Here is a 13,222-nt window from a genome sequence, read left to right as displayed (position 1 = left end):
TGCTCCGGCAGCGACATTCCAGCTTAGGCCATCGAAGCGTTAGCGCCGCCTGTGGTAAAAGCAATGCATGAGCGATTCCTTTCATCTATCGACGGCCGATCTTGCCGCGCTGGGGTTCTTCCTTGCCGCGTGGGTGCTGCATACGCTCGCCGCCGACGGAATGCTGGTCAGCCGCATGTCGCTGACGAGGGCGATGAACGCGCAGCGCGAGGCCTGGATGCGGACCATGGCCGAACGCGAGATCCGCATCGTCGACACCGCTATCATGAGCGGCCTGCAACAGGGGACCGCCTTCTTTGCCTCCAGTTCGCTGATTGCGATCGGCGGCTGTTTTGCCCTGCTCGGCGCCTCGGATCAGGTTCTGACCGTACTGAGCGACCTGCCGTTTGGCGCCACGTCCTCACGCGCGGCCTTCCAGACGAAGGTGTTCGGGCTGGTGCTGATCCTGGCCTTTTCCTTCTTCAAGTTCGGCTGGGCTTACCGGCTGTTCAACTATTGCTCGATCCTGATCGGCGCCGTGCCGATTCCACATGGCGAGGCGTCGCGCAATCCGGTCACCGAAACGGCGGTGTGGCGTGCCGCGCGCATGAACATGCTGGCCGGAAAGCACTTCAATTCGGGCCTGCGCGGCGTGTTCTTCTCGATCGGCTATCTCGGTTGGTTCGTCGATCCCACAGTCTTCGTGCTATCGACGCTGCTGCTTCTGGCGGTACTGGTGCGCCGCCAGTTTTTCTCGGCGGCGCGGCAGGCGGTGCTCGGTCAGCCGCCCGGTCCGGGAAAAGGCCGATCGATGCGGCCCGACAGCCAATAGGCGGTGAGCCCAATCCATTCGCGGATCGCAACAGTGGTGACCTCCAGCCAGTCGCCGGGATAAGGCAAGGTGCCGATGCTTTCCCTGCCGGAGGTGCGATAGTCGACCGGCCACGGAACGGTCGAAAAGCCAGCTTTGTCGAACAGCGCCTTGGCGCGTGGCATGTGGAAGGCCGAGGTCACCAGCAGCCATGTCTCCCCCGGTTTCGGCGTCACCAGTTCCCTGGTGAAGACAGCATTCTCGTAGGTGCTGCGGGATTTGTTCTCGAGGATCAGCCGATCGGCCGCCACGCCGAAAGCGGCAAAAAGACGCGGCGCAGTATCTGCATCGCCTTCGCCGCCGCGGAACGTTTCGACGCTGCCACCGGAGATAACGACTTTCGCTGTCGGAAACCGCCGCGCCAGCACGGCAGCCTCGACCATCCGGTCGCCGCTGGCGTTCATTTCATAGCCGCCACGCACCAGATTGACGGCGCCATCCAGACTGCCGCCAAGCACGATGATACCGTCAACCTTTTCCGGCAGCGGCGGCCTGGGGAAGCGCTCCTCCAGCGGATTGAGCATCATGGGTCCGAGCGGGCTCCATGTCGAAACAACAAGGATGAGGAAGGCAAGAGTGCTGCCGGCGGTCGCCAACCGTCGCCGCCCGAGCATCGCCGCGACCATCCCCGCCAGCAGCAGAAAGATCGCGAGATTCAACGGCTCGACGAAGAACCCGATAACCTTGGAGACATAGAAGAACATCCCTCACCCCCTCCGATGAGAAACGATCCTACCACCATTTTTCCGGCTGAAATGTGCCGGCCGCCTGTTCGATGACATGGGCGGTCTGGAACAGCGTTTCCTCGTCGAAGGGCCGGCCGATCAGCTGCAGGCCGAGCGGCAGCCCCTTGGCGTCGAGCCCGGCCGGAACCGCTATGCCGGGCAGGCCGGCCATGTTCACCGTCACCGTAAAGATGTCGTTGAGATACATCTTGACCGGGTCGGCGGCCATGTCCTCGTCGGCGATGCCGAAGGCGGCGGACGGCGTTGCCGGCGTCAGGATGACGTCGACGCCTGCGGCAAACACGTTTTCGAAGTCACGCTTGATCAGGGTTCGAACTTTCTGCGCCTGCAGATAGTAGGCATCGTAGTAGCCGGCGGAAAGCACATAGGTGCCGATCATGATGCGGCGCTTGACCTCGCGCCCGAAGCCGGCGGCGCGGGTCTTTTCATACATGTCGACAATGTCCTTGCCGGGCACCCGCAAGCCATAGCGGACGCCGTCGTAACGGGCGAGGTTGGACGAAGCTTCGGCGGGCGCCACAATGTAATAGGCCGGCAGCGCGTATTTCGTGTGCGGCAGCGAGATATCGACGATCTCGGCACCGGCATCCCTCAGCCAGGCAATGCCTTTCTGCCACAGCGCCTCGATCTCCGCGGGCATGTCGTCGACACGATATTCCTTTGGAATGCCGACCTTCATGCCTTTGATCGGGCGGCCGATCGCCGCCTCGTAGTCCGGCACTGGCAGGTCGACGGACGTCGTATCCTTCGGGTCGACCGAAGCCATCGACTTCAACAGGATCGCGGCGTCGCGTACGTCGCGCGCGATCGGCCCGGCCTGGTCGAGCGACGAGGCGAAGGCAACGATGCCCCAGCGCGAACAGCGGCCATAGGTCGGCTTGATGCCGACTGTGCCAGTGAAGGCGGCGGGCTGGCGGATCGAGCCGCCGGTGTCGGTGGCGGTGGCGCCTGCGCACAGGAAGGCCGAGACCGCTGATGCAGAGCCACCGGACGAACCGCCCGGCACCAGTTGGGCATTGTCCAACGTGCGCGCGGTCCTGGTGCCGCCCGCCGAAACGAAGCCGCCCTCGCCCTGATGTGTCGTCGGCATCACCACCGTGTCGAGGCGCGAACGCCGCCACGGGTTGATGACGGGCCCGTAATACGAGGTCTCGTTGGACGAGCCCATCGCGAACTCGTCCATGTTGAGCTTGCCGAGCATGACGGCGCCATCCGCCCACAGATTGGCGGTGATAGTCGATTCATAGCGCGGCTTGAAGCCATCCAGCACATGGCTGCAGGCTTGGGTGTGGACACCTTCGGTGCCGAACAAATCCTTGATGCCGAGCGGGATACCCTCGAGCGACCCGCCCTCGCCCTTGGCCAGTTTCGCGTCGGAGGCCTTGGCCATGTCGCGCGCCTTGTCGTCGGTAACCACGACATAGGCATTGAGCGCCGGATTGGCTCGCTCGATCGCCGATAGATAGGCTTCGGTGATTTCGGTGGCGGTGATCTCCCTGGAACGCAATTTGGCGCGGGCCTGCGAAATCGTCAGCTGGGTCAGGTCGCTCATCAGGCAAGGCTCTTTTCGTAAAACACCGACCACTCGGAATCGGGATAATCCAGTACCGGGCCGCAGCGCGAAAAACCGGCGCGTTCGTAGACGGTCCAGGCGGCGGGATGACGGTCCCCCGTCTCCAGCACCAGACGCTTAAGCCCGTCTTGGCGCGCCGCCGCCTCGATACGCTCGACAATCTTTGCGCCGATCTTGCGGCCGCGATGCGAAGGTCGCGTATACATACGCTTGACCTCGCCCACCGTGGCATCGTGGCGCTTCAGTGCGCCGCAACCGATGGCAAGACCGTTATCGCGGGCGATGAAGACGGTCGTGTCGCGGTCCGCCATCTGCTCGACCGTCAAATGGTAGCAATGCTCCGGCGGCGTCAGCTCCAGCAATGTGGCATTGAGCTCCTCGACCAGCCCGCGCACGTCGTCCTGCAGCGGCGTCTCCGCGGCGATCTCGATTGCCATCGGCCTGCTACTCCACGACCTTCGGCACAAGGAAGAAATTCTCTTCGGTCGCCGGTGCATTAGCGACGATGTCGGCTGCCTTGCCGCCGTCGGTGACGATGTCCTGGCGCTTTTTCATTGCCATCGGCGTGACCGAGGTCATCGGCTCGACGCCGGAAACATCGACCTCGTTCAACTGCTCGACAAAGCCCAAAATAGCGTTCAGTTCGCCGGTCATGCGCTCTGCATCCTCTTCGCTCACCGCAATGCGGGCAAGATGCGCAACGCGCTTCACGGTTTTAATATCAACGGACATGTTCGTGCCTCGGGGAAAACCAGCGCTATAGCGACGTAGCGCGTGCCGCGCAACATGCATCGTGCCGACAACTGCCCTATGGCATCGCCACGCCGTCGCAGAGGAAATAACTGCCGCCGTTGCCGCTCTGCTCGCCTTCGTCGGTGGCAGGCCGAACCGATACCAGGTCGATCTGCTTCGGGCTCATCTGTGTCAGTGAGAGCACATCCGGAAAGACGTAGCCCGGCTCCTGGCATATGGCGGTCACCGCCCAGCTTGGTGAACGTGTCGCTTTGGTGATTTGCAGGAATTCACAATTATATTCGATGCTTTCCAGGCCATTTGCCGACAGCACGATATTGCCGCCCTCGATCACCGTCTGCAGCGTATCCTTTTTGGCCTGCGCGCAGAGGTCCTCCGATTGCAGATAGATGCCCTCGATGAAATCCTCCGCCGCCAGCGCCGGCGACGCGGCAACCAGCATGGAAATGCAAAGAGAATTTCTCAAGCGCATCGTATCGTTCCGGATCAGCTTTCTTTACAGCGTAATCGTCTCGCCGATCTTCGGCAACGCCACTTTCACGCCCGATCCGTCCAGCCCGGCCACGAATTTGTCGGCGGTCTGGTCGATCATCGGAAACGTGCCGAAGTGGGCGGGAACGACGGTCTCGAACTTGAAGAAACGCTGGCAGGCAAGGGCTGCTACCGCCCCACCCATGGTGAAGCGGTCGCCGATCGGCACGATGCCGATCTTCGGTTCATGCAATTCGTTGATCAGCGCCATGTCGGAAAAAATGTCGGTGTCGCCCATATGATAAAGCGTCTGGTCCTCGGGGAAGTGCAGGACGAGCCCACCCGGATTGCCGAGATAGGTATTCTGGCCGCCCTCGCCCGAAAAGGACGATGAGTGCAGGGCCTGAACGAAGGTGGTGGTGAAGCCGCCGCAATCGACCGTACCGCCGATATTGCCGGGATTGATCTGCTTGTCACCGACGCCCTTGCCGACCAGGTACATGCAAATCTCGAAATTGGCGACCAGCATCGCGCCGGTCTTCTTGAGCACTTCGATGGCGCCGCTGATGTGGTCGCTGTGGCCATGGGTGAGCAACACGTGCGTGACCCCTTCGGCCGGCCCTTCCCAGCCGCCTGTCCATGACGGATTGCCGACCAGATAGGGGTCGATGAGGATTTTCGCGCCTTCGATTTCAATTCGGAATGCCGAATGTCCGTACCAGGTCAGTTTCATCAATGCTTTCCTCGATTTTTGCTTCGGTAGAGGATAGAACGCCGACGGCGAAATTAAAGCGCCACGCACGCTTTGCGCGTATAGGACGTGCGGCGTCGCGGTCAAAGGAAAAGCCGTTGGGCATCATCACCATCGAAGAGTTGCCGGCCCGGCTCGGCGGCGGCAAGACCCTGGCTGGTCTCGACCTCGGCGACAAGACGATCGGCGTGGCGGTTTCCGACCGCGGCTTGTCCTTCGCGCACCCGCGCCCTGTCATCATGCGCAGAAAATTCTCGCTCGATGCCGCAGTGCTGCTCGCTCTGCTACAGAAGGAAAATGCCGGCGCCGTGGTGATCGGCCTCCCCATCAACATGGACGGCTCGGAAGGCCCGCGCGCCCAAAAATCCCGCGCTTTCGTCCGCAACATGGCTGGATTGACCGATCTGCCGTTCGTCTTTTGGGACGAAAGGCTGTCGACGGTGGCGGCCGAGCGGACGCTGATCGAGATGGATTTTTCCCGCAAGAAACGCGCCGGCAAGATCGATTCAGCGGCGGCCGCCTTCATCCTCCAGGGCGTTCTCGACCGGCTTCAGGCGCTCGGCGTCGATGCCTGGTCGAAATAGCGGTTGCGCATCGCCGTGATCCAGCCGCCAATTGCCTTGCGGCGGCGAAATGCCCAGAACGCCATCAGCAGCAGCCCGTCGAATACGCAAGCTTTCGCCACCATGCCCGGAATAAGCGCCGGATCGACGCCCAGCATCTGTCCATAGAGCTGGAAGACGAGATCGTGCAATTGGCGGCTCAGCATGACATAGCCGAAATTGATGTCGTTGAGCGACAGGAAGAACCAGCCCCAAAACAAGAGGAGCGGAGCCGCCCACAGCGCGAACAAGGTGCGCATCAGCGGTCATCCCTCGAATCCAGCCGGCCGGAAATGCGGGCAAGCGAGGAATTATGCGCCGCTGCCTTGGCCATGACATGCGCGGCCGCTCGGATTTCGCCGGTTCCGGGAACTGCCGCGGCAACGGCCGACCGCCGCTCGGCGAGCATCGCGACATAGGACGCCAGAAGTGCCGCCAATTGCACCGCGACAACCATGAACAGCCCATTGATGCCTTGCGCGGCGCCGCCGATGACTATCAGCGACAGCACGCCCAAGGCGGAGATGAAGGCGATTCGCACGACGCTGTCGGCCGGATCCGGGTTGGTCGTGTCGCTGGTCAGTGCTTCAACAAAGGCCCAGCAGAACAGCACCGCGACGACAAGCAGTGCCACGGCGAGCGGCGCCACGACGACGGCGTTTTCGAGATCGGCAAATCGAGTGTTCTGGACTGGAACGCCCAGCACGCCAAGGGCCGTCGCCACGCCTCGATTCCCGTCGATGCAGATGAACGCCAGCAGGGCGAAAACGGCCGCCCAATGCAATGCCAGAAAAGAGCTCAGAATATGCCGCATGACGCTCCTGCTTCGCAGGGCAAAGCCGCTCAAGCTGAACAATCCTTGCCTTAACCATAACAGTGGGCTTTGCCACCGGCCGCCGCAATGGAAACCATTCGTTAAGGTTAACGGCCATCCACAGGGTCGCGAGAGCGGCAGCGAATAGGGCGACGGCCCTTAGTTGATCGGCGGGTAGAGCGTATCGATGATCATGCGCGCATCATGGCGCGAATCGATCATGCCATAGGTATTGCGCCACTGGCCGGCGAGGCGCGTTTCGACGAAGGCGTCGGCGATCCGCCCTGCCCCCAGCCTGCGAAGCTCTGCCGCCGCCGCCGACAATGCCAATTGCTCGGTCAAGAGCCGCGCCGAGCCCTCGTCGGTTGCTGCGACCTGCATTGCCGCCTTGAGCACGCCGACGGTGCCGCGTCCGCCGGCGCCGAGATCGCGGTCGATGCCGGCCAGCACGTCGTCGAACAGGCCTGGCGCGCGGCCGAGCACGCGCAACACGTCGAGCGCCATGACATTGCCTGAACCTTCCCAGATCGCGTTGACCGGAGCTTCGCGATAGTAGCGGGCGAGCGGTCCCTCCTCGACATAGCCATTGCCGCCGAGGCACTCCATCGCTTCATAGAGCAGCGGCGGCGCAATCTTGCAGACCCAGTATTTGACCACCGGCGTCATGGCGCGGGCGAAGGCCGCCTCGCCGCGGTCGCCGGCCGCCTCGTCGAAGGAGCGCGCCAGCCGGAACGACAGCGCGGTAGCGGCGGCAACGTCGAGCGCCATATCGGCCAGCACACGCTGCATCAGCGGCTGCTCGATCAGATTGGTTCCAAACACCTTGCGGTTGCGCGTGTGGTGGACGGCCTCGGCCAGTCCGGCCCGCATGATCGCCGACGAGGCGACGGCACAGTCGAGCCGCGTCAGGGTTACCATGTCCATGATCGTCTTCACGCCGGCGCCGGGCTCGCCGACCATCTCGCCGATGGCATTGACGAATTCCACCTCCGACGAGGCGTTGGATCGATTGCCGAGCTTGTCCTTCAGCCGTTGAAAACGGAAGCCGTTGCCAGATCCGTCGCCGAGCAAGCGGGGCACGAGAAAGCATGACAGTCCCTCCGGCACCTGTCCGAGCACCAGGAAGGCATCCGACATCGGCGCCGACATGAACCATTTGTGGCCGGTCAGGCGATAAAACCCGCTGCCGGCGCGCTCGGCCCTGGTGACGTTGGCACGGACATCGGTGCCGCCTTGCTTCTCGGTCATGCCCATGCCGAGTGTCAGCCCGGCTTTTTCGACCGGAGGCTTTTGGCTTTGATCGTATTTGCGCGTCGTCACCCGAGGCGCCCACTCGCGAAACAGCTTCGGGCTGGCCATCAGCGCTGCCAGCGAAGCGCTGGTCATGGTGATCGGGCAGAGATGTCCGGTCTCGAGCTCAGCCGTGAGGTAAAAGCGTGCAGCGCGCACCTGGTGGCGTCGGCCGATCTCGGCGTCGCCATTCTCCCAGACCGACGAATGCAGCCCGTTGGCAACAGAGCGGCGCATGAGCGCGTGATAGGCGGGATGGAACTCGACCTGGTCGATGCGCCGGCCCTGGCGGTCGTGGGTCCTGAGCTTCGGCGTCTCGACATTGGCAAGACGGGCCAGTTCCTGCGCCTCATGGGTCAGAACGAAACGGCCAAGCCCGTCGAGGTCCTTGCGCACCGGATCGGAAAAGCGCTCGGCAAGCTGGATCAGCAACGGATCGCCCCGCCAGGCGTTGCCGCCGGCCAGCGGCGGCGGCTGGTTGGTCACGTCGTCAGTCACGCTTCGTCCTTATCACCTGAAGGCTGCGAATCCAAAGCCAAGGCGGTTTATAGCCTATGGCCAGCGGCGCGCGACGAAAATACCGGGGAGAACCAATCCATTCCAAAGCCGGTGCTTGCAGCCGCGGAGCCTCCCCCCTATAGCAGCGACTTGAGATGACCGACGCATCGTCCCTGCCGCTTTATCCCCACCGCCATCTTCTGGGCATCCGCGATCTTTCCCCCGCCGACATCGAGCTTCTGCTCGACCGGGCGGACCGGGCCGTTGCCATCTCGCGGCAATCGGACAAGAAGACATCGACGCTGCGCGGCCGCACCCAGATCAATCTCTTCTACGAAGCCTCGACGCGTACGCAATCGTCATTCGAGCTGGCCGGCAAACGGCTCGGCGCCGACGTCATGAACATGTCGGTGGCGAGCTCTTCGGTGAAGAAGGGCGAGACGCTGATCGATACCGCAATGACGCTGAACGCCATGCGCCCCGACATATTGATCATCCGCCATCAATCGGCCGGCGCGGCAGCACTTCTTGCCCAGAAGGTCGGCTGTTCGGTGGTCAACGCCGGCGACGGCGCCCATGAGCACCCCACCCAGGCGCTGCTCGACGCACTGACCATCCGCCGCGCCAAGGGTCCGCTGTCGAAGCTGATCGTGGCGATCTGCGGCGACATCCTGCATTCGCGCGTGGCCCGCTCCAACATCATTCTGCTCAACGCGCTTGGTGCCCAGGTCAGGGTCGTCGCCCCTTCGACGCTTTTGCCCGCCGGCATCGAGAAGATGGGCGTCATCGTCACCCGCTCGATGGCCGAGGGTCTGAAGGACGCCGACGTGGTGATGATGCTGCGCCTGCAGCGCGAACGCATGGAAGGCGCTTTCGTACCGTCGGTGCGCGAATATTTCCGCTATTTCGGCCTCGACGCCGAGAAGCTGAAAGCAGCCAAGGACGGCGCGCTGGTCATGCATCCCGGGCCGATGAACCGCGGCGTCGAGATCGCCTCGGAGATCGCCGACGGCCCGCAAAGCGTCATCCAGGAACAGGTTGAGATGGGCGTCGCCGTGCGCATGGCGGTGATGGAAGCGCTGCTCGACCCCCGTCGAAACCACGAGGGCCGCGGCTGATGAGCATAACGGTCTTCAGCCGCGCCCGCATCGTCGACCCGTCGCGCGGCATCGATGAGGTCGGCACCGTCATAGTCGAAGGCCGCAAAATCGTTGCGGCCGGCAAGGCGGCCTTGAACCAGGGCACGCCCGAAGGCGCCGCCATCATCGACTGCGCCGGCAAGACTATCATTCCCGGCCTGATCGATGCGCGTGTCTTCATCGGCGAACCGGGCGGCGAACACCGCGAAACCATTGCTTCCGCGAGCATCGCTGCGGCGGCCGGCGGCGTCACCTCAGTCGTTATGATGCCCGATACCGACCCGGTGATCGACAATGTCGCATTGGTCGAGTTCGTGCTGCGCACCGCCAAGGACACCGCAATCGTCAACATCTTTCCGGCGGCAGCGATCACCAAGGGGCTGGAAGGCCGCGAGATGACCGAATTCGGCCTGCTGCGCGAGGCTGGAGCGGTCGCCTTCACCGACGGCCGCCATTCTATTGCCAGCGCGCTGGTGATGCGCCGCGCGCTGACCTATGCGCGCGATTTCGGCGGCGTCATCGCGCATGAAACCCAGGACGCCGACCTCGCTTCGGCCGGCGTCATGAACGAAGGCCTTTACGCAAGCTGGCTTGGCCTTGCCGGCATTCCGCGCGAAGCCGAATCGATCCCCCTGGAGCGCGATCTCGCATTGGCTCGGCTGACCGGCGGCGCCTATCACGCTGCCAAGATCTCGACGGCTATGGCGGCAAGCGCGGTAGCGCGCGCGAAAGCCGATGGCGCCAATGTCACATCAGGCGTGTCGATCCACAATTTGTCACTCAACGAGAACGATGTCGGCGAGTACCGCACCTTCTTCCGGCTGACGCCGCCGCTGCGCGCCGAGGAAGACCGGCTGGCGATGATCGAGGCGGTCAAGGACGGCACCATCGACCTCATCGTCTCCTCGCACGACCCGCAGGACGTCGACACCAAGCGCCTGCCCTTTGCCGATGCCGCGGCCGGCGCCATCGGGCTGGAAACATTATTGGGCGCAGCGCTGCGGCTGTATCACAATGGCGACGTGACGCTGCTCCGGCTGGTCGAGACACTGTCGACCGCGCCGGCAAGATTGTTCGGACTGCCCGGCGGCACGCTGAAACCGGGGGCATTGGCCGACCTTGCGCTCATCGATCTGGACGAACCATGGGTCGTCAGCGAGAGCGGCATCCGCTCACGCTCGAAAAACACCTGTTTCGAAGGCGCGCGACTGCAAGGCAAGGTCTTGCAAACGATGGTGGCGGGCCGCACAGTGTTTTCGGCGTAGGACGAAAACAGGCGTCACGCCTTAGAATCCGCTTAGCCAAGGAAAGTTCGGGGGAACAATGGCTTACAGTCCCGTCTTGGCATTGGTGTTCGGCTATCTTCTCGGCTCGATCCCGTTTGGCCTGCTGATCACCCGTGCCGCCGGCCTCGGCGACGTGCGCAACATAGGCTCCGGCAACATCGGCGCCACCAACGTGCTGCGCACCGGCAACAAGAGCTTGGCCGCGGCCACACTTCTGCTCGATGCGCTGAAGGGCACCGCGGCGGTGTTGATCGCAGGCCGCTTTGCGCCCGAACTCGGACTTTGGGCCGGGTTCGGCGCGTTTTTAGGTCATCTCTTTCCGGTCTGGCTCGGCTTCAAGGGCGGCAAGGGCGTCGCCACTTACCTTGGCGTGCTTATCGGCCTTGCCTGGCAGGTGGCGCTGATCTTCGCCGTCGTCTGGCTGGCGGTGGCCATCCTGTTCCGCTTCTCCTCGCTTGCGGCACTGACGGCAGCGGTCGTCGTGCCCGTAGCCCTGTATTTCCTGAGCACGCAGCAGATTGCCGGGCTTTTTGCGGCGATGAGCCTCATCGTCATCGTAAAGCACCGCGCCAACATTGCGCGGCTGCTTGCCGGCACCGAGGGTAAGATCGGGGCCAAGGAGTGAGCGAGCCCGACGCCGGGCCGCGCCTCAGCGACCGGCAGCGGCTGAGCTGGCTTCGTTGATCCGCACGCCGAATGTCGGCCCGGCTTCCTTTCGCGACCTGATCAACCGGTTCGGTTCGGCCGAAGCAGCGTTATCGATGCTGCCCGAGCTGATGATTTCGGGTGGCGCCAAAAAAGTCGTCCGCATCCCGTCCATTGCGGAGGCCGAGGCCGAGCTGGAGACGGCCCGGCGGGCCGGCGCCCGTTTCGTCGGCATCGGCGAGGCGGATTATCCGCCGCTGATGAAAAGCATGGATCATCCGCCGCCGCTGCTTGCGGTCAAGGGCAATAGCGCGGTGTTCCGCTTGCCAGCGGTCGCCATCGTCGGCGCGCGCAACGCATCGCTGGCCGGCATCAAGATGGCGCGGACGCTGGCGACGGACCTTGGCCGTGACGGCTATGGCATCGTCTCCGGTTTGGCGCGCGGCATCGATACGGCCGCGCCCCAGGGCCGCCTTTCGACCGGCACGCTCGGCGTGCTCGCCGGCGGCCTCGATTTGCCCTACCCGCCCGAAAATGCCGGCCTGTGCGACGAGATCGCCGAGCGCGGTGGCGCCATCATCTCCGAAATGCCGTTTGGCTGGCAGCCGCGCGCACAGGATTTTCCGCGCCGCAACCGGCTCGTCGCCGGCGCTGCATTGGGATTGGTGGTGGTCGAGGCCGCACAGCGCTCCGGCTCGCTGATCAGCGCCCGGCTGGCGGGCGAGATGGGCCGCCTGGTCTTCGCCGTTCCCGGTTCGCCGCTCGATCCGCGCGCCGCCGGCACCAATGGCCTGCTCAAGGATGGCGCCACCCTTGTGACCGAGGCCGCCGATGTCACCAGTGCGATCGCGCCGCTGGTCGGCGACTGGGCGCCAAGGACATCGCCGCTTGAAGAGCCGCCCGACTTTTCGGCAACACCGCCGCCGCGCGAGGACGACCGCGACCGCGTCGTTGAGGCGCTCGGCCCGACGCCGGTAGCAGTGGACGAGATCATCCGCCACACCGGCCTGCATCCCGCCCAAGTGTTCATGGTGCTGCTGGAGCTCGACCTAGCCGGCCGGCTCGAACGCCATGCCGGCGGCAACGTCTCGCTGATCTGACCGAGAGCTTGCGCATGCCCCGGCAAGCAATTCCGACGTGATCCCGATGGCCCGATCCGAGCAACAAACCAAAGCAGACGCTGTTCGCTCGTACGACGACCCTTGTCTGGTCAGCGCTGAGCCTCATGCTGGCGCTGCAATGGTCGATGGATCTCGGCATGCTGGGTTTCCCGACGGCTACATAACGCCCTTCGCAAGAGCGACCAGCACGCTTCTGGGCATTCTGGCGGCAGCCTGCATGGCCCAGGGTCTCTACTTTTTCCTGGCCGGTGTGTTCGGCAGGAAGGTAAGCGCCGTCGGTCTTTGCCTACAAATCCTTGCCGCAGCGGTTCTTACCGTGGTGCCAGTGCTTATCGTGAAGGATTGTCCGCATTCACAGCTATGCAGCAGAGCTTATGAGGCGCTCACCGGCACGATGATGGACGATGGCGCGGGCGGCTAAGGCCACCGCATGCGTTCGGCACGAGGTTTAAGTACAAACTGTTACCCATGTCTCCGGGCCGTACACAATCTGGATTGGTGAGCGCGATGGGATTCGAACCCATGACCTACTGATTAAAAGTCAGTTGCTCTACCGGCTGAGCTACGCGCTCCCGCGGGCTCAGAAAGGCCGCCCTCGAAATTGCGCGGAACATAGGGAGAGTGCCTCTGCCGGTCAACCGGAAAAAGACGGCTCCCAAACCGGACTTTCCTGCTGTGTCATC

General features: G+C 63.5%; 15 protein-coding genes, 1 tRNA gene and 1 pseudogene. 7 read left to right on the top strand and 10 right to left on the bottom strand.

Annotation, left to right across the window (positions count from 1 at the left end):
- Positions 1 to 67 precede the first annotated feature (67 nt).
- Positions 68 to 811, top strand: coding sequence for a DUF599 domain-containing protein (locus tag NKJ46_RS19570; RefSeq protein ID WP_352666582.1), 744 nt, complete (start codon positions 68 to 70; stop codon positions 809 to 811).
- Here NKJ46_RS19570 and NKJ46_RS19565 read toward each other — a convergent pair.
- The 6 genes from NKJ46_RS19565 to NKJ46_RS19540 all read right to left on the bottom strand — a co-directional run bounded on the left by NKJ46_RS19565 (position 760) and on the right by NKJ46_RS19540 (position 5,126).
- Positions 760 to 1,554 carry a YdcF family protein gene (locus NKJ46_RS19565; RefSeq protein ID WP_352666580.1) on the bottom strand — a complete coding sequence of 265 codons (795 nt, stop codon included), beginning with the start codon at positions 1,552 to 1,554 and terminating at the stop codon, positions 760 to 762. The genes NKJ46_RS19570 and NKJ46_RS19565 overlap by 52 nt on opposite strands.
- Before the next feature lie 28 nt (positions 1,555 to 1,582).
- A complete protein-coding gene (locus NKJ46_RS19560; RefSeq protein WP_352666578.1) occupies positions 1,583 to 3,148 on the bottom strand; it encodes an amidase in 1,566 nt (521 codons plus the stop codon).
- Positions 3,148 to 3,606 (bottom strand): GNAT family N-acetyltransferase, encoded by a 459-nt coding sequence (locus NKJ46_RS19555; protein ID WP_352666576.1) that lies wholly within the window; start codon positions 3,604 to 3,606, stop codon positions 3,148 to 3,150. The genes NKJ46_RS19560 and NKJ46_RS19555 overlap by 1 nt, the downstream gene beginning before the upstream one ends.
- Positions 3,607 to 3,613: 7 nt before the next feature.
- The gene (gene gatC, locus NKJ46_RS19550) at positions 3,614 to 3,901 is read right to left on the bottom strand and encodes an Asp-tRNA(Asn)/Glu-tRNA(Gln) amidotransferase subunit GatC (RefSeq protein WP_352666613.1); all 288 of its coding nucleotides are present in this window, start codon (positions 3,899 to 3,901) and stop codon (positions 3,614 to 3,616) included.
- 76 nt (positions 3,902 to 3,977) lie between these two features.
- Entirely contained in the window at positions 3,978 to 4,394 is a 417-nt protein-coding gene (locus tag NKJ46_RS19545; RefSeq protein WP_352666575.1) for a hypothetical protein, read from the bottom strand.
- Between the two features lie 24 nt (positions 4,395 to 4,418).
- Entirely contained in the window at positions 4,419 to 5,126 is a 708-nt protein-coding gene (locus NKJ46_RS19540) for a metal-dependent hydrolase (RefSeq protein ID WP_352666573.1), read from the bottom strand.
- Positions 5,127 to 5,242: 116 nt separating this feature from the next.
- Between NKJ46_RS19540 and ruvX the strand changes: the two genes are divergently transcribed.
- Positions 5,243 to 5,728: a Holliday junction resolvase RuvX gene (ruvX, locus tag NKJ46_RS19535; RefSeq protein WP_352624902.1), complete on the top strand. Its 486-nt coding sequence runs from the start codon at positions 5,243 to 5,245 to the stop codon at positions 5,726 to 5,728.
- Here the strand turns inward: ruvX and NKJ46_RS19530 are convergent.
- From NKJ46_RS19530 to NKJ46_RS19520, 3 genes are all read right to left on the bottom strand, one after another.
- A complete protein-coding gene (locus NKJ46_RS19530; protein ID WP_352491551.1) occupies positions 5,695 to 6,006 on the bottom strand; it encodes a DUF6105 family protein in 312 nt (103 codons plus the stop codon). The two genes, ruvX and NKJ46_RS19530, sit on opposite strands and share 34 nt — an antisense overlap.
- Positions 6,006 to 6,560, bottom strand: coding sequence for a hypothetical protein (locus NKJ46_RS19525; protein WP_352666571.1), 555 nt, complete (start codon positions 6,558 to 6,560; stop codon positions 6,006 to 6,008). The genes NKJ46_RS19530 and NKJ46_RS19525 overlap by 1 nt, the downstream gene beginning before the upstream one ends.
- A 159-nt stretch (positions 6,561 to 6,719) precedes the next feature.
- Positions 6,720 to 8,348 (bottom strand): DNA alkylation response protein, encoded by a 1,629-nt coding sequence (locus NKJ46_RS19520; RefSeq protein ID WP_352666570.1) that lies wholly within the window; start codon positions 8,346 to 8,348, stop codon positions 6,720 to 6,722.
- A 155-nt stretch (positions 8,349 to 8,503) separates the two neighbouring features.
- Between NKJ46_RS19520 and NKJ46_RS19515 the strand changes: the two genes are divergently transcribed.
- From NKJ46_RS19515 to NKJ46_RS19495, 5 genes and pseudogenes are all read left to right on the top strand, one after another.
- A complete protein-coding gene (locus tag NKJ46_RS19515; protein ID WP_352666568.1) occupies positions 8,504 to 9,466 on the top strand; it encodes an aspartate carbamoyltransferase catalytic subunit in 963 nt (320 codons plus the stop codon).
- Complete coding sequence (locus tag NKJ46_RS19510; protein ID WP_352666566.1) at positions 9,466 to 10,752, top strand: dihydroorotase; 1,287 nt, start codon at positions 9,466 to 9,468, stop codon at positions 10,750 to 10,752. The genes NKJ46_RS19515 and NKJ46_RS19510 overlap by 1 nt, the downstream gene beginning before the upstream one ends.
- A gap of 58 nt (positions 10,753 to 10,810) precedes the next feature.
- A complete protein-coding gene (gene plsY / locus NKJ46_RS19505; protein ID WP_352666564.1) occupies positions 10,811 to 11,398 on the top strand; it encodes a glycerol-3-phosphate 1-O-acyltransferase PlsY in 588 nt (195 codons plus the stop codon).
- Positions 11,395 to 12,518: pseudogene (dprA, locus tag NKJ46_RS19500) on the top strand (DNA-processing protein DprA). Before plsY ends, dprA begins: the two are co-directional and overlap by 4 nt.
- A 139-nt stretch (positions 12,519 to 12,657) precedes the next feature.
- Positions 12,658 to 12,960: a hypothetical protein gene (locus NKJ46_RS19495; protein WP_352666562.1), complete on the top strand. Its 303-nt coding sequence runs from the start codon at positions 12,658 to 12,660 to the stop codon at positions 12,958 to 12,960.
- 75 nt (positions 12,961 to 13,035) lie between these two features.
- Here the strand turns inward: NKJ46_RS19495 and NKJ46_RS19490 are convergent.
- Positions 13,036 to 13,111: transfer RNA gene (locus tag NKJ46_RS19490), tRNA-Lys, on the bottom strand.
- Positions 13,112 to 13,222 lie beyond the last annotated feature (111 nt).

This window comes from Mesorhizobium sp. M0166 (assembly GCF_040322255.1).
In the GTDB taxonomy this organism is placed as follows: domain Bacteria; phylum Pseudomonadota; class Alphaproteobacteria; order Rhizobiales; family Rhizobiaceae; genus Mesorhizobium.
The sequence above is the reverse complement of the archived record's forward strand: the minus strand, read 5'-3'. Positions and strand labels throughout refer to the sequence as shown.

Bases quoted from the DNA above. Each gene is read 5' to 3' on its own strand.
- NKJ46_RS19555 (WP_352666576.1), bottom strand. From the start codon at position 3,606: ATGGCAATCGAGATCGCCGCGGAGACGCCGCTGCAGGACGACGTGCGC.
- NKJ46_RS19515 (WP_352666568.1), top strand. From the start codon at position 8,504: ATGACCGACGCATCGTCCCTGCCGCTTTATCCCCACCGCCATCTTCTG.
- plsY (WP_352666564.1), top strand. From the start codon at position 10,811: ATGGCTTACAGTCCCGTCTTGGCATTGGTGTTCGGCTATCTTCTCGGC.
- NKJ46_RS19530 (WP_352491551.1), bottom strand. From the start codon at position 6,006: ATGCGCACCTTGTTCGCGCTGTGGGCGGCTCCGCTCCTCTTGTTTTGG.
- NKJ46_RS19565 (WP_352666580.1), bottom strand. From the start codon at position 1,554: ATGTTCTTCTATGTCTCCAAGGTTATCGGGTTCTTCGTCGAGCCGTTG.
- NKJ46_RS19540 (WP_352666573.1), bottom strand. From the start codon at position 5,126: ATGAAACTGACCTGGTACGGACATTCGGCATTCCGAATTGAAATCGAA.
- gatC (WP_352666613.1), bottom strand. From the start codon at position 3,901: ATGTCCGTTGATATTAAAACCGTGAAGCGCGTTGCGCATCTTGCCCGC.
- NKJ46_RS19510 (WP_352666566.1), top strand. From the start codon at position 9,466: ATGAGCATAACGGTCTTCAGCCGCGCCCGCATCGTCGACCCGTCGCGC.
- NKJ46_RS19545 (WP_352666575.1), bottom strand. From the start codon at position 4,394: ATGCGCTTGAGAAATTCTCTTTGCATTTCCATGCTGGTTGCCGCGTCG.
- NKJ46_RS19495 (WP_352666562.1), top strand. From the start codon at position 12,658: ATGGTCGATGGATCTCGGCATGCTGGGTTTCCCGACGGCTACATAACG.
- NKJ46_RS19525 (WP_352666571.1), bottom strand. From the start codon at position 6,560: ATGCGGCATATTCTGAGCTCTTTTCTGGCATTGCATTGGGCGGCCGTT.
- NKJ46_RS19570 (WP_352666582.1), top strand. From the start codon at position 68: ATGAGCGATTCCTTTCATCTATCGACGGCCGATCTTGCCGCGCTGGGG.
- NKJ46_RS19560 (WP_352666578.1), bottom strand. From the start codon at position 3,148: ATGAGCGACCTGACCCAGCTGACGATTTCGCAGGCCCGCGCCAAATTG.